We start from the raw sequence: 25,980 nt of genomic DNA, 5'->3' as shown, positions 1-25,980 counted from the left end.
CGTGCAAAACGATTACAAACAGCGCTTTTTCCAAAAAAACGCTTATTCGGGCCCCGGCCGTCCGCATCGTTTCGATTATTTCTCCGCCGAAACGATTACGAACCGCCGTTTTTCAAAAAAAACGATTACCGGACCGAGGCCGCCGACGACGCGGCCGACGCCGCGCAGAAACCCTTGATTCAGCCCATCCAGCCAAACCGCCGCGACAACCGCAGCGTCGCTGCACGCAGCGTCTGCGCCGGGCCGGCCGCCGCGGCGCTGTCGAAGCTGCCGCTCGGTCCCATCAGCGCGAGCACGAGGCAAATGCTGCCCGTGTGGTCGAACACGGGCGCCGCGAGCGTGTCGATGCCCGGCACGGGCCGGCTCAGCGCGGTATCGATTCCGTCGGCCCGAATCTGCGCGAGACGCTGCGCATAGCTTGCGTTCAGCGTCGGCGGCGCGCTTTTGCCGGCGAAAGCATCGGCCTCGTTCGCTCCTGCGAGCCGCAAGTGATCCTGCGCGAGCAGCCCGGCACGCACGTCGTCGGCGACATGGGCGGCGAAAACGCGCCCGATCGCCGTATTCACCAGCGACATCACCGTGCCCACCCGCAAGCTCACATGCAAGGGCCGCGGCGATTCCTCCAGCCGCACGACCGTCGGTCCAAGCGGACCGAGCACCGCCATGGCGACGCTCATTCCCGTCGATGCGGCCAGTTCGACCACTTCGGGCTCGGCCTCGCGCGTCGGCGAAAGACGCTGCAGGCCGATCAAGCCAAGCTCCAGCGCAAGCGGCCCGGCTTCGAAACAGCCGGACGCGCCGCGGCTCAGCAAGCCGGTCTTGAGCAGGCTCACCAGATGCGGAAACGCTTTCGCCGGCGGCATGCCGGCTGCGGCGGCGAGGTCGCGCAAGGTCAGCGGCCGCGCTGCCGCGACGAGCGCGGCCAGCAGTTCGCCGGTGCTGTCGAGCGACTGGATGCCGCGCTGCGGCTTTGTATCCGTGGAAACAGCCGTGGAAGCAGGCGCGGAAAGCGGCGTGGAAGAAGGGTTGTCAGTACGAGCGGTCACGATGCGGACGATGCAAGCAGTGAGGGTTGGGCGGCAAGCTCGGCGCCGATCTCGCGAGCCGCGCCGAGCAACGCGCGGGCGATGCGGCCATCGGCGGCCACGTCGATCGAGCCGGTCGAGCCGATCACCGTCAATGCCAGCGCGAGGCGCCCGTCCGGATCGAACACGGGCGCGCTCAGGCTGCTGATGCCAGGACTCGGCGCATCGACACTGCTTTCGAGGCCGCGCGCGCGAATCTTCTCGAGCGACGTCTGGAACGCGGCGTCGCGCGGCGCGGCCGTCGCGCTTTGGTCGGCGCCCGACTGATTCGCCCACATCGCGTCGAGCGTTTCGCGCGGCAGGTATGCGCAGAACACGCGTCCCGTCGACGTCGCCGGCAGCGACATGACCGTGCCCACATGCAGATTCACGTGCAGCGGAAAAACCCCCATGTTCATAGCGAACGATGGTCGGCCCCTGCGGCCCGGCGATACAGATCGCGACGCTAAAGCCGATTGCTTCGGCGAGCGCCGCCACGCGCGGCACGGCGGCGCGAAACGCCGGCTGATTTTCCAGATGCAACAGACCGAGCCGCAGCGACAGCGGGCCGGGCTCATAACGGCCCGACAACTCGTCGCGCTTGACGAGACCAAGCCGGCTTAGGCTCACGAGATAAGCATGGGCCTGTCCGGGCGCCAGATCGGCGGCGATGGCGAGATCCGACAGCGCGAGCGGCATGCGCGCCTGCGCGAGCGCGAGCAGCAGCCGGCCGCCGACTTCGACGCTCTGAATGCCGCGCTGCGTCTTGCCGCCTTCCGCTATTTCAGTACCGCTCGCGCCTTTGCCGGGGGCCGCTTTCGCTGCTTTGCTCACGCCTGCGCTCGTCCGTAAAAAGGGTCCATGTTAACCGAACCGTGACTGCGAACTGTCACCGTCCACGCTTCAATGTTAGGCGTTTGGTGGTTTGCGTATAGCGATACATTTCGCTATTGACAAATAAACAGGCGCGGCCATAAGATGCAATCACCCCGACACACCGGCGCAGTCACAGAGTCAAAAACGGGGCGAGACAACCTTCAATACCGCCAGCCCGCGCCGCAGCGCGCAGCCGGCCGTCTCGCCTCACATCCAACTTTTGAGGGAGACGAGCATGGCAAAGGCATTTGCATCGCAGGCCGATCTGGAAGTCAAGAAAGTCACGTGGACGAAGTTGTCCGAGAACGCCTACGCCTACACGGCCGAGGGCGATCCGAACTCGGGCGTGATCATCGGCGACGACGGCGTGCTGATCGTCGACACGACCGCCACGCCGGCCATGGCGCAAGACCTCATCGCGAAGATTCGCAGCGTCACCGACAAGCCGATCAAATACGTCGTGCTCTCGCACTATCACGCGGTGCGCGTGCTCGGCGCGTCGGCGTATTTCGAGGAAGGCGCGCAGGAAAAATCATCGCGAGCCGCGGCACGTACGAGATGATCGTCGAGCGCGGCGAAGCGGACATGAAGTCGGAGATCGAACGCTTTCCGCGTCTTTTTGCCGGCGTCGAAACGGTGCCGGGCCTCACGTGGCCGACGCTCGTCTTCGAAAAGGAAATGACGCTGTTCCTCGGCAAGCTCGAAGTGCGCATCGCGCATCTCGGCGCGGGTCATACGAAGGGCGATACGGTCGTGTGGCTGCCGTCGCAAAAGGTGCTGTTTTCCGGCGATCTCGTCGAATACGACGCGGCGTGCTATTGCGGCGACGCGCAGCTCGAACAATGGCCGGCGACGCTCGAAGCACTGCGCGCGCTCAATGCCGAGAAGCTCGTGCCGGGCCGCGGCCCCGCGCTGACCACGCCGGAAGACGTCAACAAAGGTCTCGATTACACGAAGGATTTCGTGACGACGTTGCTGCAGCAAGGCCGTGAAGCGGTCGAGCAGAAGCTCGATCTGAAGGCCGCGATGGTGCACACGCGCAAGGCGATGGACCCGAAATTCGGCCACGTGTTCATCTACGAACATTGCTTGCCGTTCGACGTTTCGCGCGCTTTCGACGAAGCAAGCGGCATCACGCATCCGCGCATCTGGACCGCGCAGCGCGACAAGGAAATGTGGGACGCGCTGCAAGCCTGACGGCATCGCATACAAAAGAACAGGCAAGCGCAGCAAAGCAAAGCGGAGCAGGACGGAGACACAACATGAGCATCAACTACCAGACGCTGTCGTTCGAATATCAGCCGTGCCGCGAACAGGACGCGCGCCACGGCACGGAACAGACGGTCTATCCGGTGATCGTGGTCGGCGCGGGGCCGGTGGGTCTTGCCACCGCAATCGACATCGCGCAGCAGGGCGTGCCCGTCGTACTCGTGGACGACGACTGCTCGTTGTCCACGGGTTCGCGCGCGATCTGCTTCTCGAAGCGCTCACTCGATATTTTCGATCGCCTCGGATGCGGGCAGCGAATGGTGGACAAGGGCATTAGCTGGAATGTCGGCAAGGTGTTCCTCAAGGATGAGCTCGTCTACTCGTTCAATTTGCAGCCCGAAGCAGGTCATCATCGTCCGGCGTTTATCAATTTGCAGCAGTACTACGTCGAAGGCTTTCTGCTCGAACGCGCGCAGCAAATGCCAAACATCGAGATTCGCTGGAAAAGCAAGGTGGTCGGTATCGAGCAGTGCGGAACGCCAGGCGCGCGCGACGCGTCGGTTACGCTGACGGTGGAAACGCCCGACGGGCAATATGCGTTGCGTGGCCGGTATGTCGTCGCCGCCGACGGTTCGCGCAGTCCGATCCGCAATCTGATGGGACTCGATAGTAAAGGCGTGACGTTCAAGGACCGCTTCCTGATCGCCGACGTGAAGATGGAAGCGGACTTTCCGACCGAGCGCTGGTTCTGGTTCGATCCGCCATTCCATCCGAACCAATCGGTGTTGCTGCATCGTCAGCCGGATAACGTGTGGCGAATCGACTTTCAGCTTGGATGGGACGCCGATCCGGTGCTTGAGAAAACGCCCGAGCGCGTGATTCCGCGTGTGCGTGCCTTGCTCGGACCGGATGCAAAGTTCGAACTGGAATGGGTTAGCGTCTATACGTTTTCGTGTTTGCGCATGGAACGCTTCCGGCACGGCAACGTGCTGTTCGCGGGCGATTCCGCACACGGCGTCTCGCCGTTCGGCGCACGCGGTGCGAATAGCGGCGTGCAGGATGCGGAGAACCTCGCATGGAAACTGGCAATGGTATTGGAGGGCAACGCATCGGATGCGTTGCTCGACACGTATGCCAGCGAGCGCGAGTTTGCCGCCGACGAAAACATCCGCAACTCCACGCGTTCTACTGACTTCATCACGCCGAAGAGCCCGGTTAGCCGCGTGTTTCGCGATGCCGTGCTGAAGCTCGCGCGTCACCATCCGTTTGCGCGGCAACTGACGAACAGTGGTCGGCTGTCGGTGCCGGCGGTGTTGAGCGATTCGCCGCTGAATACGCCGGATAGCGACACATTCGAGGGCCCCATGGTGCCGGGCGCCTCATGTGTCGATGCACCGGTGCAGGCGGCCGGCGAATCGGCGTGGCTGCTTCAGCATCTCGGTCAGCAATTCACAGGCGTGCTTTTTTGCGGCGATCAAGGCATCGACGCCGCGACCGAAACTGCGCTGAAAGCGCTTCGTACAAGCACTATTCCGTTGAAGCTCGTGGTGATTGCGCGCAGCGAAACGCCGCCGGCAGCAATCGCAGATGCAAAGATTTTGCGCGACACCGAGGGTCTCGCGAGCGCGCGCTACGACGCGCGACCCGGCACGTTCTATCTGATCCGCCCGGACCAGCATGTGTGCGCGCGCTGGCGGCAACTCGAACCGCTTGCTGTCGAGCATGCGTTAAAGCGCGCGTTGTGCGTGCAAGGCACAGCCTGAAAGAACGCCCCGCGTTCGCAGCAAAAAAATAGAATCCGGAGACAAATCATGGCACTGATCACGCAACCGAACCTCGCGCGTCCCGACGACTTTTACGAGGCGTTGATCGACATGCATCGCGGCCTCGACGATGCGCGCAGTCAGTCGGCGAATGCGCAACTCATTCTGCTGCTCGCGAACCATATCGGCGATCACGCGACGCTGCTCGAAGCAATCCGGCACGCGCGCGAAGGCGTGGCGGACGTGTCGCCGGAAGGCGGCGAAGTTCATCCGCTCGCGGCCTGATCAGAGCACGCGCACTTCAGCGACAACCACAACGCGGCGCATCAAGACGCCGGACCCGCGGGTCCGTTGGACCCATCACGCCTCATGTCTGGAGATAACCGATGAGTCAGTCCCTCTCGCCAGCGCTCGAGCCTGGTTCAAGCGCCGCTGCGCACGACGATCTGCTATACCGCAAGGTATCGCTGCGCATCATTCCATTTTTGTTTCTTTGCTACGTCGTGTCGTTTCTGGACCGCATCAACATCGGCTTCGCGCAGTTGCAGATGAAGCACGACCTCGGGTTCAGCGACGCAATGTACGGACTCGGCGCCGCTGTGTTTTACATCGGCTATGTACTGTGCGAAGTGCCAAGCAACCTGCTGCTTGCGAAGTTCGGCGCGCGCCGCACGTTCACGCGAATCATGTTGCTGTGGGGCGTGGCGTCGGTCGGCATGATGATGGTGTCGACGCCCGCGCATTTCTATGTGCTTCGCTTCATGCTCGGCGTGTTCGAGGCGGGCTTCTTTCCCGGCATCGTGCTGTATCTGACGTACTGGTATCCGGCGCGGCGGCGTGCGGCGGTGCTGTCGATATTTTTCGCCGGCGTGGCAGTCGCGGGCGTGCTCGGCGGGCTCGTGTCGGGCTGGATCATGCGCGATATGGGCGGCGTGCTCGGCCTGTTCGGCTGGCAGTGGATGTTCATCATCGAAGGGGCGCCCGCGCTTATCCTCGGTCTCATCGCCGCGGTTTATCTCGTCGACGGTCCGCAGCACGCGCAATGGCTCACCGCTGATGAGAAAGCGCAATTGATCGCGCAACGCGACGAGGACCGCGCGGCTTTATCGCAGCCGTCGCACGCATCGCATTCATCGCGCTCGTTCACGCAGGCGCTGCGTAATCCGCGCGTCTATCTGTTCGCGTTCATCTATTTCTCGCTGACGTGCGCGTCGTTGACGCTCAATTTCTGGATGCCGTTGATGATCCGCGACTTCGGCATTCGCGATGTTCTCGCGATCAGTCTGTACAGCGTCATTCCGAATGCAGTCGGCGCGGTCGGGCTGATTCTGATTGCTCGCCATTCCGATCGGCGCGGAGAACGGCGCCGGCACTTCGCGGTATGCACGATCGGCGGCGGCATCGCGCTTTCGCTTTTGACCCTGCATTTAAGCAGTTTTCCTGCGATGCTCGCGATTCTCTCGCTCGCCGCCGTGCTCATTTTCGCCGCGTTGCCGATCTTCTGGACGGTGCCGGCGAGCTATCTGTCGGGCACCGCGGCGGCGGGCGGCATTGCGCTGATCAGCAGCATCGGCATTACGAGCGGCATTGTGAGCCCGTGGGTGATCGGGCAGATCAAGACGCATACCGGCAGCATGGACAACGCGCTTTATCTGCTGACCGTGTTGCTGTTCACAAGCGGGATTGCATTGCTGTTCGGCGTGCCGAAGGAAACCAGGCGGGTTTAACGGCGCGGTGCTTTATAAAAGGACCATCGTGTAGAGTCGCGGTAATTCCATTGCGCCTCGACTCTTGCGATGTCCGCCCTTATCGCCCCCGTTCCGCTGCAGCATGAAGGCCCGCATGACCTGTCGTTGTGGCGTGTCGATCTGTCATTCGACACGTCGCTCGACGCCGCGTCCTTTGCATCGCTTTCCGACGACGAGCGCGCGCGAGCACGCAGCTTCCGCCGCGCCGAAGACGCGCTGCGCTTCGCCACAACGCGCGCTGCGTTGCGCGAGTTGCTTGCAGAACGTATTGACGCCGATGCGCACGCTCTGCGCTTTACGGTCGATGCAAACGGGCGACCGCGTCTCGCAGATTCGACGGCATTCGACTTCAACGTGTCGCACGCGGGCGCGTGTGGCTTGATCGCGATGTCGTCGGCGCGGCGCGTGGGTGTCGATATAGAGCAGTGCAGCGATACGTTCGATTGGCGCTCCATCGTCACGTTGACGCTTGATCCGCACGAGGCGGCGTGGATCGAGCGCCTTGATCGTTCCGCGCAAATGGCCGCGTTCTACGATGCATGGACCGCCAAGGAAGCGCTCGTCAAAACGACAGGCGTGGGCATTGCGCGCGGGTTGCAGCATTTGAGCGTGCTGCCGCGCGAAGGCCAGCGCGTGACGGTGCGCGGCCCGATTCCCGATGATATGCGTGCGATCGCCGCGCAATGGATAGCCGCGCCGCGCGGCTACGCGGCGTGTGTTGCGTGGTCTTTGACGCCGCTTGCTTCATAGCAAACCCACTGTTGGGCTCTTTTTGCAGCGCTTGTTATTGCGCCCATGACGCAACTAACGGTCAGCCCCGACCGGCGCCTCCGGGCAACGGCAGGAAGCGCTCGCAACGACTCCTCAGCGCGCATTAAACCTGCACAGACGGAATGCTCTTCATGCAGCGCAGCGCGAACATCGAGCGGCTATGACGAATGCCGGCGATCTTGTACAGCTTCTCGCGCAGGAAGCGCTCATAACCCGCCGTGCCGTCCACAGCCACCTTGACCAGATAGTCGTAATCGCCGGAGACGAGATACGCCTCGAGTACTTCGGTGAGTGTCGCGAGTTCCGCGCCGAAACGCGCGAGCGCATCGTCGTCGTGTCGATCGAGTGTGACTTCGAGCAGAACGATATCCGCCAAGCCGAGCTTCTGCTGATCGAGCAGCGCGACGTAGCCGCGAATGTAGCCTTCGGTTTCGAGTTGGCGTGTGCGGTTCCAGCATGCCGTGGTCGACATGCCGACGAGTTCGGCCAGTTCCGCATTGCTCACGCGTGCGTTCTTTTGCAACGCGCGGAGGATTCTGCGCGTCCTGATTGTCCAGCTCGCGGGTCCGGCTGTTCATGGGCTGACTCGGAAGATTGTTCGTTCAGACGTGATTCTATCGGAAGAACGTTCCGTTAGTCGCCGCATGGCACACCGCTTTAGGAAGCCTATCCAGCGAGCGTCCCGGTATATTTTTAGGGTGCATTCGCGCCCGGGAGAACCGTCCGGATCGCCGATCCTATGGCGTCCACGCGCGGCCACAAGCCGCTACCGGTATGACGCTGCTTTTACCGAAGCAGCCTGAGCGGAAACCGCGGCGCTACCCCGTCGCAGCGAACGCTCGCTCGGGCCCGAACGCATGTATTGCACTACATGAAAGAGACGCGCGGCCACAGAAGGCCCGCGCCGTGGAGCGTGTTTCGAATGATCAATGGAAGATGAGGTACAGAATGACCAGCACGATCACCGGAACACCGAGAAGCCAGCCGAGTAGGTAAGGCATGATGTATCTCCTTTCGTATCGAGTTGGAATACGGAGAGCATTCAGCATGGCCCGTGCCTGAGGTGTCCGCGGATTCGTGTGATCAGCGCGTTAAAGCTGCACACCGTCTAGCCGTTGTCGATGAACCCAGGATAGAGCGTCATTCCGCCGTCGACAAATAACGTTGTGCCCACAACGTAGTCGCTTTCATCCGATGCGAGCCACACGGCCGCCTTGCCGATGTCTTCGACTTCACCCACGCGGCCATAAGGAATCAATTGCAGTAGCTTTTGCTCTGCCGCGCGAGTCTCCCACGCGTCGCGATTGATCTTCGTGCGAATCGCGCCGGGCGCAATCGAGTTGACGCGAATGCGCTCGGGCGCGACTTCCTGTGCGAGCGATTTCATGAACATCTGAATCCCGCCTTTCGACGCGGCGTAGTTCACATGCCCGGCCCACGGAATGACTTCGTGCACCGAGCTCATGCAAATGATCTTGCCGAGTGCTTTGGATGCGGATGTCGGCCCGCGTCGCCGGAACTCTTTGACAGCGGCTTGCGCAGTGAGAAACTGTCCCGTCAAATTGGTGCCCAGCACTGTTTGCCATTCTTCCATCGACATATCGGCAATAGCGCTGTCCCTCTGCAAACCCGAATTCGCGACGACGATGTCCAGTGTGCCGAAGCGCGCGCGGCACGCGTCGAACATTGCATCGACATCGGCCGGATTCGATACGTCGGCTTTAACTGCGAACGCGGTGCCACCCGACTGGTTGATCTCGTCAGCGAGCTTCTCCGCCGATTCCGCATGCGAGTGATAGTTCAGCGCGACGGACGCGCCCGCATCCGCAAGCGCTCGCGCAACGCCATAGCCAATGCCGGAGCTCGCGCCCGTGACCAACGCAAACTGATTGGCGAGTAACTTTTCCATCGCAATTCCTCGGCGCTGAAAAGCGCATTCGTCTAGCTTCAGATGTAGCGAGGCCGCCGGATCTGCGAGCAGTTCACTGCATCGCAATCCGGCGGCCGGCCCTGCGTTTGACTTACTGATGTGAACGTGTCACCGCAATCGCTATATCACGCCGGCGACAAGCAGCACGATCACGACGATCAGCACGACGCCAAGACCACCCGTTGGCCCATAGCCCCACGAACGGCTATGCGGCCAGGTCGGCAACGCGCCAAGGAGAAGAAGAATCAGCACAACCAGAAGAATAGTTCCCAACATGTATGACCTCCGCTTGGTTGATGAAGCTCTCCTGTCCGCGGCTTTGCGCACTTACATAGTGAGCGCGCAAAGAGAAGACGGACCGGACAGCATCGTCACCTTTGAGGAGCAAGGCATGTGCCCAACGCGGAACATACGCAGTGTCACGCCGCTAAAGAACCCGCGGTTCTGATCCGCGAAACAATCAGATCAGCGATGAACGCGACGCCAAGCGCCGCGGCGCCACACATGAAGATCAACGCGTAGTTGTTATGCGAGTGCGAGAACAGATACGAGTAGCCATACCCGCCGAGCGCCTGGAAGAGAGCGAACGCTGTCGTCGCGCGGCTCCATGAGGCGCGCTGTTCCGTGTGATCGTGCGGCACGAGTTCATGAATGCGGCCGAGTGCGAGCGGCACGATGCCGGGCGTGAAGACTCCGAGAATAACGGTCGACAGTGCCAGCACCCACGCATTGCCGGAAAGCGCGATCATCGCGACGGCCACTGCCTGCAGTAACAAAGCCACGCGATAAGCCTTGCCGTAACCGATACGGTGCGCAACGTTGCCCGCGATCAGCGGCCCCGCGATGGCGGCGAGCCCGTACAACACCCAATAGTTCGCGCCGATTGCCGCGCCTCGGCCCAGACCGCGCGCCACGTAATCGACGAGAAGGATCATCGCCGGCACGAGTCCGAGTGCGTTCGCGGCGTATTGCGCGTACAGCACGCGAAGCGCGAGCGTGCTGGTCTGCGCGCCATGATGATGAGCGGGCGCCGCGGCGGGAGCGGGCGGATTCGTCGACGGCCAGCCGAACCAGCTCACTACTGTCAATACGAGTGCAACAGCGCCGAGCCCGAGCCATGTGGTTTGCAGGCCGAAGTGCAACAGCTCGGGAATCAGCGTACCGGACGCAGCAATGCCGAGCCCGAGTCCGAGAAAGATCATGCCGCTGACAAAGCCACGGCGCGCTGCGGGAATATGCGGAAGAATCGAGGTCGCCACCAAAACCATGATCGCGCCGCCCGAGATGCCCGACAGCAAACGCCACACGAAGAACCAGCTTATCGACAGCGGATACGCACACGCGAAGAACGCCGCCGTCACGACAGCCATCAGCATGCGCAACGCGGTCCGGTTCGATAACGCGGACGCAAGCGGACGGCCGATCAGCGCGCCGATCAGATAGCCCGCGAAGTTCGCAGCGCCCAATGTGACTGCTTGCGACGACGTGAACCAGTGCGCCTGGATCAGAGACGGAATCAGCGGCGTGTACGCAAAGCGCGCGAGGCCAATGGCAACGAGACTGCCGGAAAGCCCGGCGAAAGTGGCAAAGAGCGCGCGGGCGTCGAGCGATGTCGAGCTCGACGAGGACAAGGAGGGCGCTGTGGACATGACGGTTCCTTTACCGGCCAACGTGCATGACGCCGCGCCGGATGTCGGTGAAAGTGCGAAGGGATCGCTCGTTAGGTTAGACGCGTGTCTTTGACGCGCCGTGTTTGGCCGGCAGCGCCGGCAAGCCGAGCAGCTTCAGCGCGCCGGCAACCGCGCTCGTCAGCACGGCACGCTGCGGATCGACGCGTGCCAGCACACGCATGCCTAGCACGGTGGCGAGTAGATGAGTGGCGGTTTCGTCGGCGGAAACGGTTTTGGCAATCGCGCCGCTCTTTTGCGCCGCGACCAGGCAGCGATAAAAGAACTCGCGGATCTCGGCGATTTCGGTTGCGACGAGCTGACGAAATGCTTCGTCCTCCGATGAAATTTCGAGCGCCGAATTAACCAGCATGCAGCCGCGCTTGTGCGGATCGGACACCGACCGCTCGATGGTTTCTTCGAAGAAACCGGTAATGGCATCGGCAGGCGGCATGGTGCTCTCGAAGCGCTTGATGCGCTCGCGCAGCGAGTGATCCAGGTAGTGCTCGAGCGCGCGCAGATACAGCCCGCGTTTGTCGCCAAAGGCGTTGTAAAGGCTCGGCTGCGTGAGACCCGTGCATTTGACGAGATCGCGCGTGGACGTCGCCTCGTAGCCTTTCAGCCAGAACGTTGCGCTTGCTGCTTCGAGCACCTCTTGCTCGTCGAATCCGCGGGGTCGCGCCATGATGAGTGTCCTTTACCGCCTGCGTCGGTGGTTTTGTATCAATCGATATAGAACGGCATTATATATCGATCGACACAGAATGCAAGGGACGATGTGCGGCGGCGCGCATGGACGCCGCCGCGTCACGAGCGCAATGACGTGGCGCGGCGGTTTCCAATTGAGGACATCTCGAGCGTCCTACAGATAAGTGCCTTTGATGCGGCCTTCGAAGATGGCGGTGTTGATCGAGAAGTCGTCGACATGGCCGAGCGCGCCACCGTCGACGGTGACGACGACGGAACGGCCGCCGCGCACCAGCTTCAACTGCTCGGCGCTGAGCGTGACTTCTTCGTGGGCGGCCTCGGCGCCGCGAGGCAGGTCCTTGATGATGACGGTGGATTTCATGGCGATACTCCTTGAGGTGAATGGGCGAGCACGGCGGAGTGCTCGCTCATGTTTCTGCAAGGGATATGCCAATTTGCACGCGATAAAGAGTCGATCCGCAACGCGTCCGCCGATGCCCGGCCAGGCAAGGATGCGCATTGCGCGGCCTTTAATCGCAAAGCGCGATGATGCAAAACCAGCGGCCAGATGTATGGATACAGCAGACAGAGCGCACCCGAACTGTTGGGCCGCGTGTACGCCGAACGACGCACGAGATGCACGCGTCCCGAAACGCCTCGCGGCAACAACAAAAGCGGCACGCGTCGATGACGCGTGCCGCTGTACTGCCTTGATAAACGCGAATCTAGCTGTGCCGTGTATTGCGCGTCGCCGCCACTTTCACGATGGTTTGATGCGCCGCGGGAAAGCCGGGCGGATATTCGACGACGCGAGTCGCGGTCGGCACGAGCGGCGCGGCGCTCGAGAGCCGCGCCCCAATGCGTGCGCCGCCGACAATGGCGGCCATCGCCTCACGGTCGAGTTCGACGTTGTCTGCGAGATCGTTGATGAGAAGCTTGGCCATGATGTGTTCGCCGCGAAAGTCGAGCGATTGGCCGGTGCGATGATCCGGCGTGCGCTCGCGGGTGTCGTCAGATGTGCTGAGGTCTCGTCGCACTATGAGTATAGGAAATCTGTTTTTAATCTGCCTGCCCGATTCAAGGATGCACGGCCTGTGCCAGATTTATTCAAGGTTCCTAATAAAAGTTATGGTGCCTTTATGGATAAGGCTTGCAGCGCTAAGCCGCGCGTCTTTTCCTATCCGTGGAAGCTGCGACGAGCAAGGCGAGTGGTGGCATTCACCCGACAACCCGCCGCATTATGTTGGACGGCGCGCGACAAGCGCGAGCCGCGCATCGCGCGGGGCAATCCTGGTTTGCGAAAGAACAGGCCGGGAGCTAGTATCGAAGCGGCACATGTAACTGGTTACGACAGCTTTCCTAACGGCCGGCAGAGCCTTGGTCGAACGCGATCGGGGCTCACGGCAACGGCGGCAATTCGCACAACATGGCTAGCCTTGCGCGTGTGATTCACGACTTCCAGAACGGCGAGCTGTCACGTGACGAGTTCGTCGCTCAACTCGACAGCACGTTGGTGACCGAAGGCCTCGGTCCGACGCAGCTGCTGGAGACGCTTGGCGCCGCGCATCGTAAAGCGCCGCTGCCGGAGGACCTTTATATCGAAGTGCGGCGGCGCATCGAGCAACTGCGTGTATCGAACGTGGCGGCCGGCGGCGAGGAAACCGGCATACAGACCACGGTGGAGATGCCCTCGGTGGTGCCGGCCGGCGCGGGACGCACAGGCGCGTCCGCAAGTAGCGCGAACGTGCCCAACGGCGCAGGCTTCGACCAGATCAAAGGCATCGGCGATACGCTGAATAACCGCTTCGTTCTCGAAGAGTGCCTCGGCGTCGGCGGAATGGGGACGGTTTATAAGGCGCTCGATCTGCGCAAGCTCGAGGCGTCCGACAGAAAACCGTACCTTGCCGTCAAGGTGCTCAACGTTCAGTTCCGCGGCAATCCGAATTCGCTCGTCGCGTTGCAGCGCGAGGCGCGCAAGGCGCAGGTGCTCGCGCATCGCAACATCATCACGGTGTACGACTTCGATCGCGACGGCCCCATCGTTTATCTGACGATGGAGTACCTGTCGGGCAAGCCGCTCAGCCAGTTGCTGCGCACGCCGGGCTATCAGGGCATGCCGGTTCGCGCCGCGCTGCCGATCGTGCGCGGCATGTGCAGCGCGCTCGCGTATGCACACGAACGCGGCTTTGTGCATTGCGATTTCAAACCCGCCAATGTTTTTCTAACGACGAATGCCGAAGTGAAGGTCATCGACTTCGGTATTGCCCGCGTGTTTCAGCGGCCCGAAGAAGAAAGCGATGCAACCGTGTTCGATCCAGGCAGCCTCGGCGCGTTGACGCCTGCGTATGCGAGCCCGGAGATGATCGAGCATCGCGAGCCCGATCCGCGCGACGATATTTATGCGCTCGGCTGTATCACGTATGAGTTGCTGACCGGACACCATCCGTTCGACCGCTTGTCCGCGACGCAGGCGCGCAATGCCGAATTCAAGCTGCAGCGTCCGCCGAATCTCGATGCGACGCAATGGCGTGCATTACGGGCCGCGCTTTCCTTCGACCGCGCGACGCGCATGCCGAGCGTCGCGCGCTTCATCGCCGAGTTCGACAACGAGGCGCGCGCGGAAAAGTCGGGGACATTGGCGAAGGCGGGACTCGCCGGCTTTGCGGTGATTTGCGCAGCGGCCGTGGCCGTCTATGCGTGGCGCTCGGCGCCGAATCGCCACAGCGAAACGCAGTTGGCTGCGAGCGCGTCGCAGGGGCGGGTGGAGGAGGCGGCGTCGTCGGCGATGCAAGCGAGCGAGGCAGCGGCGACAGCGGCGACCAGCACCGCAAGTGCAGCGACAACGAATCCGACCGCAGCAACGTCCGCATCGGCGACCGCTTCAGCGGCAGTAGCAGCCCCCACCCCGCCTGCTGCACCCAAACCCAAGCCCGCACTGACACTCGCAGCGGTCGCTCCGACGCTCGCACAAGTGCCGTGCTCGGCGTTATCCGCGTCGACGCAGGACCACACGTTGACGGTGCGCGGCTATCTTTCGCAACGCTATGGCGTCGCGCGACTAAAAGACGGCCTCACGGCGCTACCCGGCGTGGACACGCTAAAGCTCGACGTCGAACCGGTCGCGGACGACAAATGCGACACCGTCAAGGCGCTTGCACCCTACTGGACGCAGAACTGGCAAGCCGGGCACATCGCGGGCTTGCAGGTGCGGCCGCCGAGCGGCCAATTGAACGAGGGCGATCCACTGGTTGTCGACGTGAGCACGCCCGGCTACGACTCGTATGTGAATCTGGATTACTACCAGCTCGACGGCAATGTCGTTCACATGGTGCCGAGTCCGCGCGCGAAGGACAACCAGGCGCCGCCGCACTATTCGGCGACGGTCGGCAGCGCGGGCGACTGGGTCATTTCAAAGCCGTTCGGTTCGGAGATGGTCGTGCTGCTGATCACGCCCGCGCCGCTCTTCGACAAGCCGCGCCCGGAAGCCGAATCGCGCGCCGACTATCTGCGCGCACTGGACACACGGCTCGCGCAAATAGCGACGAAATACGGCCGCGAGCGGATCGTGGCGGACTTCGCGCCGATCACCACGAAGCCGCACGCGCCATGATGTTTTCGTCGAGCGAGCGCTGCGGAGCTTGATGCTATGAGTTACTTCCCGGCGCAACAGATCACTTGAGATCTTTGACTACGCGGAAACCATCCTGCGATTGACGCACGCCCGCGCTGTATTTGAAGCGCGTCGCGCTCAGCATGTAGCCGCCGCCTTCGCGCCAGGAACCGCCGCGAATCACGCGCATGTCGCAACCGGGGTTTTCCCACGCGCGGCCGTCGACGGGCGCTGACTGATACGAGTTATGCCAGCAGTCGGCGGTCCATTCCCATACGCTTCCGTTCATGTCGTAGAGGCCGTACGGATTCGGCGCAAAAGAACCTGCGGCTTCGGGGCCTTCCTTGTGCCACGGCTCGCCGCAATCCTTGCAATTGGCGTTGCCCTTGCGCATCTGATCGCCCCACCAGTACGCGCTCGTCGTGCCGCCGCGCACCGCGTATTCCCACTCGGCTTCCGTGGGCAGACGGTACGGTTTGCCCGTCGTCCGCGTGAGCCACTTCACGTACTGCTGCGCGTCGTCCCAACTCACGTCGCGCGCGGGAGCTGACTTATTGGCATTCGTTTCCGGCGAGAGTTTCGGGCATGCATTCGCCGCGACGCAGGCATTCCACTGCTCGACTGTCACTTCGTATTTGCCGATAGCGAACGGCGCACCAATCGTCACGTGATGAACCGGCTTCTCGGACGGATCGTCGCTGTTGCTGCCCATCGAGAACGAGCCTGCGGGCAACGCGACCATGATCGGACACGTGGCGCAGTCACGGCTTTCGCCTGCTACTGGCGCACGCGTTGCAGGCTTTTGCGCGGTGGCTGCAGCGGGCGATGCTGGCGGTGGAGTGGTGCTCGCGGCTGGCGGTGCGGAAGCGGCACGCGGGCGCTCTTGCGCCGCCGATGCAGTGGGCGCAGCAGGTGTCGCCGGCCGCGCTGTCGGCGGCGGCGCAACTGACGGCGCAACCTGCTGTGTCGACGCGTTCGGCGCAGGCGCATTCGCCGACGCCGCCCGCAACCTATCGATTCGCGCATGCGCGAGCGTGGCGAAGCGCCCATTCGGATAGGCCTTCAAATACGCTTCGTAATCGGCGGGGTAATTGCTGTCCTTGATCGAATTCCAGAAGGTGATTTCGTATTGCTCGGTGCTGTCTTTCGGCAGAATGCCTCGGCTGTGCAGTGTGACGACATGCTCGTTACTGGCGATGAGTCGCGTATCCCTAACCTTTACGTTGCTCGTCGTTAAGGTGGAATCGGGCAACGACGACTCAACCCACGGTTGCTGTTCCCCTCCGGTTGCGTGTTCGACTTCCGCAGCGACGCTCGCGAGCAGGCTCATCAAAGGCTGCGTGGGCTTCTCGTCGAGTGCGCGCAGTAACGCTTGCGTATATATGCCGTGGCTGGAGCCGTCGGCCGCAAAGCCGCCTTGCGCCGTTGCATAGGCAACGACCGTGTTCGGCGGCAGTGCTGGCGCCGCCTGCGCGACATCGCGCGTGAATGGATTGTCGAGACAGGTGTCGAGAATCGCAATGTTCAATGGTGCATTGCGCGACGTGTGCATTGCCTGCAACACGTCATTTAGATCGATGCCCTCGCGAATTGGCGAGGCCGGCGAACGCATGTCGACACTCGCAGGAATCAATAGCGTTTGTCCGCCGAGCCGCATGCCATGACCGGCGAAATAGAACAGACCGACATCGCCCGCACGCAGACGCTCGCGGAATTCGCCAATCGCTCGCCGCATTTGCAGCGGCGTTGCATTGGCAAGCACGACGACGTCGAAGCCGAGCGCGCGCAATTGCTTGCCCAGCGCTTGAGCATCACGCGGCGCGTTTCGCTCGATAACTTTCGACGCATCGGGACCATAGGCGCCATTGCCGATAACGAGCGCGATGCGTGAAGCGCCAACATGGTCGTGCTGCGGAGCGAACGGCGCGATCACGCTATTAGCCGGTGCGGCCAGATTAGTCGCGCTTGTACTTTCACGCGGCGTTGCGGCAAATGCACCGCCGCAATTCACCAGAATGGCCCCGGCCATCCACGTCAGCAGGAATATTCGCCACATCTTCGCATCCTGTTTGTTCCGGACAGAACATAGGTATTCGCGCACCGCATCGCCGCTGGAATACGTTGCGATTCGCCGATACCCCCGCCCCGAAAAGCGAAGCATCGACGCGCTTTCGATCATCCGCGTTGCAACGTATCAACAACCATAGCACGCGCATGGCGGGCAACAACCAACACTTTTACCGAGTGCGCTATACGGTTAACGAGTGTGGCGTATCTTTTTGGCAAGTTACGTCCTAAGCTAATTCACAAAGCAACGTGGCACGGTCGTTTTAACTATGCGGCTGGCGCATCGCGCGCGCCCGCGATCAAGCACAATCACCCATCGCTGCATTGCGCAGTCGAGATGGTCACGACCGCTCTTCGGGAGAGTGCGCCATGCGAAGAACCGACGTCCCCGCTGTTCCCAACCCGAATCCCAGAAGCACGCTGCGCCTATGTGCATTGCGTGCGATTTCGCGGACCGTGCTCGCCGTGTCGATTGTCGGCATGGTTTTGCCGGTGGCGGCATTCGCGGATTCCACGGCATCGCCTGCCGGTGCGGAGGAGTACATCATCTGGCCGCCCGACGGCGCCGTGATTCACGGCGGCAAGCTGTGGGTGCGCATGGGCCTGCGCAATATGGGTGTGTGCCCGAAAGGCGTCGCGTTTCCCAACACCGGGCATCATCATCTGCTGATCGATACGGACCTGCCCGCGCTCGATCAGGAGATTCCGTCGGACCGCAATCACCTGCACTTCGGCGCGGGCGAGACCGACGCGCGTATCGAGTTGCCGCCAGGCAAGCACACGTTGCAGCTTATTCTCGGCGACCACAATCACGTGCCGCATGCGCCGCCCGTGTACTCGAAAAAGATCACCATCACCGTGCAGAAAGACTAGCGCGTTCATCGCGGCCTGCTCAGGACGGAGAAGCCTTCATGTATAAGTTCATTGCAGTCGCGGCGCTGGTGGCGTCGGCGACATGGGGCGCGGCGGATTTCGCCGTGGCGGCCGGGGCGGCGTCGCCTTCCGGCGCACATGCCTATATCGGCTATCCCAACGACGGCCAGGTGGTTACGGCCAACAAGCCGTTTCGCGTGTGGTTCGGTTTGCGCTATATGGGCGTCGCGCCGAAAGGCGTGAAGTATCCGAACACGGGACATCATCATCTTCTGATCGACACCGACTTGCCGCCGATGGACCAGGAGATACCCTCGGATCGCAATCACCTGCATTTCGGCGCGGGCGAAACCGAGACGATGATTCAACTGCCGCCCGGCAAACATACATTGCAATTGCTGATGGGCGACGACATGCACGTTCCGCACAACCCACCGGTGTACTCGAAGAAGATCACGGTCATTGCGCGTTGACGTTAGTTAGCGCCGATGTCATGCCGCAGCCAACCATTTCACACCTGCTGTTGGCCCCGATCCATCACATCGACGCTGATGCTTTCTGGTCACACGCTGTATTGCCCGGTCGACGTATTGTCCAAAGCTTTTATTCACGGCACTTCCATAAATTTCTTTGGATAGGGAAACGAAACTGGCACAGCCCATGCGTTAGTTACGTTCGAGTAGACAAGTTGCTCGAAACCAACCGCAAGACTGTGACCTTTCGTTCCGGAGATTTGCCATGAACACGCTGACGATCAAAGACCTGTCCATCACCGAACAACTCGACAGCAAGGCGATGAGCGCCGTGCGCGGCGGCACCGGCCACCTGTTACCGCCGTCGTATCTGAATTTCGCGCCGATCTATGCGCCGAACTTCAGCAGGAACGTCGACGCCACTCAACTGATCAGCACGACGATGAACATCCAGAGCGTCAATGGCAGCAACGGCGCGTTCATTGAGGGCGCGACGACCAACCTCAACCCGCATGTGACCGCGAGCAACAACATCTACATGCCGTAAGCGGCGCGTCCGCTAGCTGCGGTCCTCAAAAAGTTCGCGCACCCAATCGTTCTTTTCACGCGACACTTCCTCACCGCACATCTCCCGAGCTTTTGTCATGCGCCGCTTCGATGGTGAAGCGGCGTCGGAGATGCTTTACTTAAATGGTGCGCGCGGATTGTGCAGTGAAGTCGGCGTCATCGGAGAAAAATCGTGTCAGCGTTGCCTGATTCAAAGATGGTTCAGCGCTTCTTCAACCACTCGACAACGGCGGCGTTGCGCGGGTTGTGCGCGGCAACGATCTGCGCCGCCTCACTGTGTGCTTGCGTCGACGTCAGCATGCCCGACTACAAGCGGCCCGATACGCCTGGCAAGACTTCCTGGACGGGACAGAGCGGCGCGCCGGTTTCCGCGGCGGCCACCATTGAACCGGATTGGTGGAAAGGCTTTAACGATCCGGCTCTCGACTCGCTGATTGCCAAAGCCATAGGCGGCAACTTCGACATCAAGATACTGGCTGCGCGTATTGACGTCGCGCGCACGCAGATCGGCGAAGCCAAGGCCGGCGCGTTGCCGACCATGGACCTCGGTGCCGGCGCGAGTTTCCAGAAAACGACCGGACAGACCTTCGCGAAGCAATACAACGTCGCGGCGCAGGTGAACTGGGATATCGACATCTGGGGCAAAGTGGAAAAGGGCGTGCAGGCACAGAAAGCCGAATTCCACGCGAGCGAAGCCGACTGGCGTGCGGGTTATCTCGAACTGGTGTCGAACGTGTCGAGTACCTATTTCCAGATCCTTCAATTCGACGACCAGATCGAGCAGCAGCAAAAGACACTCGTCACCAATCGCCAGATTCTCTCGATCTACGAGGGCCAGCGCCGCAGCGGACTTGTTCCGCAGACGCAGGTGCTGCGGCAGCAGGCGGAAATCAATCGACTGACGAATCAGTTGCTTGAACTGCGTCGCTCGCGTGACCTCGCGAATAACGCGCTGTGCACGCTGACCGGTGTACCTGCCGGTGAGTTTCAATTGCCCAAAGGCCATCTGCAACAGCGCGTGCAATCGCCGGGAGTGCCCGACGGTCTGCCCGCACAACTGCTCGCGCGGCGCCCAGACTTGGTCGCCGCGGAATTCAGAGTACTCGAGGCCTATGACCTCGTCGGTCAGGCCAAACTCGCGCAATTGCCGACTATCAGCCTGACCGGGCACGGCGGCACGGCGAGTTTCGCGCTGACTGACTTGCTGAAGTCGTTCACCTACGGCTTCATGCCGAGCATCAATATTCCGCTGCTCGATCCCGGTGTGCGCGCACACGTCAAGGTGACGCAGGCGCAATCGACGGTGGCGGAACAGCAGTACCGTGCGACTGTAATGGGCGCGTTCGAGGAAGTGGAAAACGCGCTGGTGAATCTGAACGCGCATAAGGCGCAGCGCGTTGAATTGCAGCAACAGGTGGATCGTCTGCAAATTGTGGCCGATCAGATTCAGTCGCAACTGCGGCTCGGCGTGGTGTCGCAACTCGAAGTATTCGAAACCGAGCGCACGCTGCTCGAGGCGCAGTTGTCGTTGCTGGCGAATCATCAACTGATTTTGTCCGATACGGTGCTGCTTTATAAGGCGCTCGGCGGCGGTTGGCCGAATGTCGATGTGCAGGCGCAAGTGAAAGAGAAGTAGAAAAGAGGTAGAGCAGAAGTAAAGGAGCATTGAGCTAATCCGCTCAGGCGCGCATGTGAAACCCGTTGCGGTTTCTCATATCGTGTGCAGCGGCTTATCACCGACGACCGGGAATTGACACTCGCAATGCGTGACTTACAATCGTTGAGGAACCGTGTTTCCGCCGGTTCTTTCAAACAAGATTCTCTCGCCGTCGTCCTTCGTGCTGACTCCGTTGCGCTCTCGCAGCAGCGGGTAAACGATTAGTGATCCGGATAAAATGGCCGACGGCGAAATATCCATTGCCGAGAAGCGCGCGACAGTCGAAACCGCTTTCGACGTGCTGCTGTCTCCGCTTGCGTCCGCGCAACGCCCGGCACTGGACGCGATCCGCATTGTCGATAGCCTGTTCGCCATTGGGCGCAGCGAAGCGCCGTTCAACGACTACCCCGCCGAGTGGATCGCGCGTCTGTCGCGCCGTCATGCACGCGTGTTCATCGAGCACGGCGCGGTTTATGTGGCGGATCTCGGCAGCAAGAACGGCACCACGGTCAACGGCGTTGCCGTGCGCGAGACGCCCGCGCGCGTGCGAGCAGGGGACGAACTGTGCTTTGGCGGCGATCTCTGTTATCGCGTGAGTATCGAGCCGCGCGCCCGCATCGTCGCGAAAAGCAGCGCGGTGGTCGCGCCGCGCCTGCTACTTGTGCCGCAGCGCGGCGATCTCGGGCTTCAGCCGGTTGAAGTGCAGGCGTTTCCGTTTCTCGTCAGTAAAGCGGACGAAGTCTTTTCTCGCTACAAGGACCGCTATCCGCATCAGGTCAATTACATCTCGCGTCGGCATGCGCACATCTTTCTGAAGGGCGCGGAGCTTTACGTCGAAGATCTCGGCAGCACGAACGGCACATTCGTCGGCGGAATACGCGTCGGCGAATCCGCGCTGCCGCTTGCCGATGGCGACGTCGTTGCATTTGGCGGCGACCACTTCGTCTACAGGGTGACGCTGCAAAAACCGCCCGAAGTCGAGCCGACCGTGACTCAGCTGCTCCTCAATCCCTCAGTCGCCAAACTCTCGGATGTCGCCGATGTCGACGCCGACAAAACGACCTTCGTGGGCGCGGCGCATTCGTTTCTCGACATCTTCTGCGTCGACCCAGCGAGGCAACGCGAGGACGAAATCAACGAGGCGGCGCACGTTGCATCTGGACATGCGGGACGCACGCCGCCGGCTAGTGGTGGAGCGGCGGGTGCATCGGCAAAAAGTGCGAACGGATCGCATAGTGCGGACAGCGCCACGAATGAATCGAATGGCGGCCGCGTCGCCGGCGTTTCCAGGCGCAAGCAGCGGCGCTGGCGCCTCATCGCAAGCGAGTTGAGCAAGGCTTTCGCAGGCGACGATCGCGCGAGCATGCGACGCTTCGCCATGTGGGGCGGCGCGGGCGTCGTGTTGCTCGGCGCCGTCGCCTTCACACTTTATATGCGCGGTTCCTCCGAACGTGAACTGAAGAACCTGCTGGCGAGCGGCGACTATACGAGTGCTGTGCAATCCGCGAAGAACTACCTGGTGACTCATCCGGCGGACACGAAGGTGAGCGCGCTTGCAAGCGAAGCGCTGCTGAAGGCAAAGCTGCCGGATTGGCTCAACGTGCTGCAAAAGTCGCAATTCGATCAGGCCGATGCGCAACTCGCCGAGATGAAGTCGTTGACCGCGAATAACGCCGACGCACTTTCGCTTCTCGGCGAATTGCAATGGGTGGGCGATCTCGAACGCTTCGTCGCGGGGCGCGGCGGTGTTGAGGCACCGATCCGCATGTATCAGGATGAAGCGGCTATCGGCGGTTTGCTGCAACGCTGGGACGACGATCCGAAGAGTCATCAGCGAGCGCTCGACAGAATCGCGTCATATGTACCGGTCTTCACAGAACCGTACGCGCAGGCCATGAGTCATTTGCGCAAGCTCGAGAGCGACGACTCCGTTTATCTCGCGGCAATCGGACGTCTGGACGGCGCGATTCGCACCGAGTTGGCGCGCGACAAACCGGCGGCATTGCCATCGGTACTCGACGATTATGCGCAGCGCTATCCGCGTCTCGCGGGACTCGACCGTGTGCGCGACGACTTGCGCCAATACACCGCTTTGCTGGAAGCCGCGCTTGGCCGTCAATTGAGTACTTTGCTCGCGTTGATGAAAGCCGCGCGCTTCAGTACGCCGCCGTTTCAGGAGCAATATCGGCAACTGGCCGCGACGCGTTTGCCATCCGCCGATGTCGTTCAGCGGCACGACGCAATCGCCGCTGCGTGGCGGCGCGGTGACGCGCAACAGGCGCTGACCGGATTGCAGTCGATGCCGGCGGGGCCGTGGTCCGATGTACTGGCCGCCGAGTTTGCTCACAAGAAAGCACTCCTCGATCAGTACAACGACTTGCAGAAAACGCGCAACGGAAAAGATTACGACCAGCGTCTGCTGTCTTTCTATGCGAGCCTCGATCCGTCAACGGATGTGTGGTTCGCCCAATCCATTCAGAAAGACGTCGCCGCGTTGCACGATAAAGCGCTGTCACGCGCGCAAGATCTGATGCTGCGCGCACAGAGCCTGTGGAAGCAGTATCGCGCGAGCGGTCCGATTGGCGGCACGCAGCGCCTTGAAGCAGGCATCTCGCCGGGCTTTCGCAACGAGGCGCGCTTGCTGTCCGATGCGCAAACGGCCGCACAGCAGGGTATGCGCATCTATTCGCAGTTGAAGGCGGAATATCCCGCGGATTTCGACCGTTTGCTCGCCGATATAGAAGCGGAAACAACATTGCAGCGCCGCTCGCTGACCGAGTTGCGCATGGTGCTGGATCCGGCGCTGCTAAAAGCGAAGCTGGCGTTAATTGGAGGCGAGCAGAGTGAAGCGCGACAGTTACCCTAGGTCGCTGGCGCAAGCGCTGGAAGACCACAGTGTCGAAGGCATTGCGATACTCACTGCGGAGCCGGTGCGGATCGCACGTGCGCTGATCTGGGCGATGGTCGCGCTGGTGGTCGCAGGCTTGCTGTGGTCGTTCGTGGGACGTGCCGACGTAATCGTCAGCGCACAGGGCACGCTATCGCCGGAATCGGAAGTGCGCCGCATTTATGCGCCTATCGACGGCGAACTGGCCGACCTCTATATCGCCGAAGGCCAGCCCGTGTCGAAAGGCGATGTACTCGCGCGATTGAATGCGCGCGGCGCGATCGAGGCCGCAAGCAATGCGTTGCAGGCGCAATTAAAACTCGAAGACGCCGAGCGCGACTGGAAGCAGTTCCCGCAGAAGAAAGCGCTGATGGAGAGAAAAGCCGCGGCATTAAAGGCGCAAATGGAAGTGGAAGCACGTCTGCACGAAAACCGTGTTTCGGAAGGAACCACCAAGCTCGCCGAAGGACAGAAGGCCGAACTCGACGAAGCGCGCAGTGCACTCGACAACGCGCGGCGGGTACGCGAGGCCGCACACCAGGAACTCGACCGCTATTCGCGGCTATTCGCGCAGCCGGGCGGCGGCGGTATTGCGGAATTGCAGGTGGAGCAAAAGAGAACCGCATCGATGGAAGCGGATAACGCGTACCGTGTCGCGCAATCGAAGCTCGCCGAATTGGATTTCCGCTTGAGTCACGAGTACGCAAAGGCGAATGCTGAACTCGAAACGAGCGGCCAGCAGGCTACGGATCTTCAGCTTCAATACGACGCAGCAGTGCGCGACGTCGCCGACGCGGAAGGCAAGGTGCGGCTGCAACTACAAAGCGCACGGCTCGTCTCGGAAGCCGCCGCGCGAATCCGCTTCGAGAACATCGACAAGGACAACTTTCTGCTGATTCTCGCGCCCGTTTCCGGCGTGATTACCGATGTCACGTCGACGCAGCGAGGCGACAAGATTCAGGCCAATTCGCCGCTCGGAGGCATCGCGCCAAAAGACGCGAAGCCGGTGTTGAAGATCGAAATCGCCGAACACGATCGCGCGTTTCTTCACGAAGGATTGCCGGTCAAACTGAAGTTCAACGCATTTCCGTATCAGCGTTATGGATTGATCAACGGCACGCTGGCCTATATTTCGCCGGCCACCAAGCCGTCATTGACGGACAAGCAGCCGGTCTATGAAGGCCGCGTCACGCTCGACAAAAACTACTACGAGATCGCCGGTACGCACTATCCGTTGCGTTACGGCATGACCGCGAGCGCGGAAATCGTCGTGCGCGAGCGGCGGCTGATCGACCTCGGCCTCGATCCGTTCAGACAGGTGGCGGGTTGACCGCGCGGATCACACATCAACCAAAGGAGCGGACAACATGACCGCAATAGTGCGAATTGACGATGAAGTCGTGGATGTGGGCGAGTTCATCCGGCTTCTCAAACTGACTGGCCAGTTCGAAAGCCTGATAGAGCAGATAGTGCGCGACAAGCTGACGGTGCACGCGGCGAAGAAGCAGGGCATCGTCGTCACCGCCGACGACATTCAGGAGCGCGCCGATCAGTTTCGCCGCGTGCGAGGGCTGCATCGCGCGACGGATATGAACCAGTATCTCGACGTGCTGAACGTGAGTCTCGACGAATTCGAGGCGTTCATCACGGACGGCCTGTATCAGGAGAAGATGCTCGACCAAGTCGGCAACGAAGCGGCCGTCAGAGACTACTTCGCGCTCAATTCGCCGAAGTTCGATGCAATCGAAGTGAGCCATATCGTGCTCGACAGCGAGGGCAAGGCGAAGGAAATGATCTCGTATCTGCGCGACGATCCCGATAGTTTCGCCGACATGGCGCGCGAGCATTCGATTGCCGATACGCGAGAAGCGGGCGGTGTGATCGGCAAAGTACTGCGTGGCTCGTTAAAGCCGGACATCGAGGCAAAGATCTTTAACGCGGCGGTGGGCGATCTGCTCGGGCCGTTTCCGTCGGCGGATCGCTCGTGCTTCGAGATCTTCGCGGTGACCGCGAAATACCCAGCGACGCTCGACGCCGACGTGGCCGCTGAGGTCAGGCGGCTTTTGCGCGAAAGCTGGCTGATCGCGCGTGCGCAGGAGCATGTGATCGAAGCGCGCTAACCGGGCGCCAC

Annotated in this window: 19 protein-coding genes and 4 pseudogenes; 13 read left to right on the top strand and 10 right to left on the bottom strand. The window is 61.5% G+C overall.

Annotation, left to right across the window (positions count from 1 at the left end; genetic code table 11):
• Positions 1-179: 179 nt before the first annotated feature.
• Positions 180-935: pseudogene (locus ABIE53_RS21870) on the bottom strand (IclR family transcriptional regulator); the annotation flags it as partial.
• A gap of 107 nt (positions 936-1,042) precedes the next feature.
• Positions 1,043-1,898 (bottom strand): annotated as a pseudogene (locus ABIE53_RS21865) (IclR family transcriptional regulator).
• A gap of 277 nt (positions 1,899-2,175) precedes the next feature.
• Here ABIE53_RS21865 and ABIE53_RS21860 point away from each other — a divergent pair.
• The 5 genes and pseudogenes from ABIE53_RS21860 to ABIE53_RS21840 all read left to right on the top strand — a co-directional run bounded on the left by ABIE53_RS21860 (position 2,176) and on the right by ABIE53_RS21840 (position 7,410).
• Positions 2,176-3,137, top strand: a pseudogene (locus ABIE53_RS21860) (MBL fold metallo-hydrolase).
• A gap of 65 nt (positions 3,138-3,202) precedes the next feature.
• A complete protein-coding gene (locus tag ABIE53_RS21855) occupies positions 3,203-4,912 on the top strand; it encodes an FAD-dependent oxidoreductase (RefSeq protein WP_192699611.1) in 1,710 nt (569 codons plus the stop codon).
• A 48-nt stretch (positions 4,913-4,960) separates the two neighbouring features.
• Complete coding sequence (locus ABIE53_RS21850; protein ID WP_006047255.1) at positions 4,961-5,197, top strand: DUF2783 domain-containing protein; 237 nt, start codon at positions 4,961-4,963, stop codon at positions 5,195-5,197.
• A gap of 101 nt (positions 5,198-5,298) precedes the next feature.
• Complete coding sequence (locus ABIE53_RS21845; protein WP_053859863.1) at positions 5,299-6,639, top strand: MFS transporter; 1,341 nt, start codon at positions 5,299-5,301, stop codon at positions 6,637-6,639.
• Between the two features lie 69 nt (positions 6,640-6,708).
• Positions 6,709-7,410, top strand: a complete 702-nt coding sequence (locus ABIE53_RS21840; RefSeq protein ID WP_192699612.1) for a 4'-phosphopantetheinyl transferase family protein — start codon at positions 6,709-6,711, stop codon at positions 7,408-7,410.
• Between the two features lie 124 nt (positions 7,411-7,534).
• Here ABIE53_RS21840 and ABIE53_RS21835 read toward each other — a convergent pair.
• The 7 genes and pseudogenes from ABIE53_RS21835 to ABIE53_RS21805 all read right to left on the bottom strand — a co-directional run bounded on the left by ABIE53_RS21835 (position 7,535) and on the right by ABIE53_RS21805 (position 12,659).
• Positions 7,535-8,009, bottom strand: a pseudogene (locus ABIE53_RS21835) (Lrp/AsnC family transcriptional regulator).
• A 530-nt stretch (positions 8,010-8,539) separates the two neighbouring features.
• Positions 8,540-9,340 carry an SDR family oxidoreductase gene (locus ABIE53_RS21830; protein WP_029967052.1) on the bottom strand — a complete coding sequence of 267 codons (801 nt, stop codon included), beginning with the start codon at positions 9,338-9,340 and terminating at the stop codon, positions 8,540-8,542.
• A gap of 141 nt (positions 9,341-9,481) precedes the next feature.
• Positions 9,482-9,637, bottom strand: a complete 156-nt coding sequence (locus tag ABIE53_RS21825; protein ID WP_006047249.1) for a DUF3309 family protein — start codon at positions 9,635-9,637, stop codon at positions 9,482-9,484.
• 143 nt (positions 9,638-9,780) lie between these two features.
• Positions 9,781-11,010, bottom strand: coding sequence for a YbfB/YjiJ family MFS transporter (locus ABIE53_RS21820; protein WP_192699613.1), 1,230 nt, complete (start codon positions 11,008-11,010; stop codon positions 9,781-9,783).
• A 76-nt stretch (positions 11,011-11,086) separates the two neighbouring features.
• Positions 11,087-11,713: a TetR/AcrR family transcriptional regulator gene (locus ABIE53_RS21815; protein ID WP_192699614.1), complete on the bottom strand. Its 627-nt coding sequence runs from the start codon at positions 11,711-11,713 to the stop codon at positions 11,087-11,089.
• Positions 11,714-11,890: 177 nt separating this feature from the next.
• Positions 11,891-12,097, bottom strand: coding sequence for a hypothetical protein (locus tag ABIE53_RS21810; protein WP_029967048.1), 207 nt, complete (start codon positions 12,095-12,097; stop codon positions 11,891-11,893).
• A 343-nt stretch (positions 12,098-12,440) separates the two neighbouring features.
• The gene (locus ABIE53_RS21805; RefSeq protein WP_114158097.1) at positions 12,441-12,659 is read right to left on the bottom strand and encodes a hypothetical protein; all 219 of its coding nucleotides are present in this window, start codon (positions 12,657-12,659) and stop codon (positions 12,441-12,443) included.
• Positions 12,660-13,141: 482 nt separating this feature from the next.
• Here ABIE53_RS21805 and ABIE53_RS21800 point away from each other — a divergent pair, with 482 nt between their 5' ends.
• Positions 13,142-15,325 carry a serine/threonine protein kinase gene (locus ABIE53_RS21800; protein ID WP_192699615.1) on the top strand — a complete coding sequence of 728 codons (2,184 nt, stop codon included), beginning with the start codon at positions 13,142-13,144 and terminating at the stop codon, positions 15,323-15,325.
• 61 nt (positions 15,326-15,386) lie between these two features.
• On the opposite strand, the gene ABIE53_RS21795 is transcribed toward ABIE53_RS21800, so the two are convergent.
• Positions 15,387-17,381: an SUMF1/EgtB/PvdO family nonheme iron enzyme gene (locus tag ABIE53_RS21795; RefSeq protein ID WP_192699616.1), complete on the bottom strand. Its 1,995-nt coding sequence runs from the start codon at positions 17,379-17,381 to the stop codon at positions 15,387-15,389.
• A gap of 380 nt (positions 17,382-17,761) precedes the next feature.
• Here ABIE53_RS21795 and ABIE53_RS21790 point away from each other — a divergent pair, with 380 nt between their 5' ends.
• From ABIE53_RS21790 to ABIE53_RS21760, 7 genes are all read left to right on the top strand, one after another.
• Complete coding sequence (locus ABIE53_RS21790; RefSeq protein WP_192699617.1) at positions 17,762-18,265, top strand: DUF4399 domain-containing protein; 504 nt, start codon at positions 17,762-17,764, stop codon at positions 18,263-18,265.
• Positions 18,266-18,303: 38 nt separating this feature from the next.
• Complete coding sequence (locus ABIE53_RS21785) at positions 18,304-18,738, top strand: DUF4399 domain-containing protein (RefSeq protein WP_006047241.1); 435 nt, start codon at positions 18,304-18,306, stop codon at positions 18,736-18,738.
• A gap of 265 nt (positions 18,739-19,003) precedes the next feature.
• On the top strand, positions 19,004-19,285 hold the full coding sequence (locus ABIE53_RS21780) for a hypothetical protein (RefSeq protein WP_006047240.1): 282 nt from the start codon (positions 19,004-19,006) through the stop codon (positions 19,283-19,285).
• 318 nt (positions 19,286-19,603) lie between these two features.
• Complete coding sequence (locus ABIE53_RS21775) at positions 19,604-20,941, top strand: efflux transporter outer membrane subunit (protein ID WP_502922739.1); 1,338 nt, start codon at positions 19,604-19,606, stop codon at positions 20,939-20,941.
• A 259-nt stretch (positions 20,942-21,200) separates the two neighbouring features.
• A complete protein-coding gene (locus ABIE53_RS21770; RefSeq protein WP_192699619.1) occupies positions 21,201-23,828 on the top strand; it encodes an FHA domain-containing protein in 2,628 nt (875 codons plus the stop codon).
• Positions 23,806-25,179, top strand: coding sequence for a beta-barrel domain-containing protein (locus ABIE53_RS21765; RefSeq protein ID WP_006047237.1), 1,374 nt, complete (start codon positions 23,806-23,808; stop codon positions 25,177-25,179). Before ABIE53_RS21770 ends, ABIE53_RS21765 begins: the two co-directional genes overlap by 23 nt.
• A gap of 37 nt (positions 25,180-25,216) precedes the next feature.
• Complete coding sequence (locus ABIE53_RS21760) at positions 25,217-25,969, top strand: peptidylprolyl isomerase (protein WP_107707003.1); 753 nt, start codon at positions 25,217-25,219, stop codon at positions 25,967-25,969.
• Positions 25,970-25,980 lie beyond the last annotated feature (11 nt).

The organism is Paraburkholderia sp. OAS925 (genome assembly GCF_040543975.1).
Taxonomy (GTDB): Bacteria; Pseudomonadota; Gammaproteobacteria; order Burkholderiales; family Burkholderiaceae; genus Paraburkholderia; species Paraburkholderia graminis.
The sequence above is the reverse complement of the archived record's forward strand: the minus strand, read 5'-3'. Positions and strand labels throughout refer to the sequence as shown.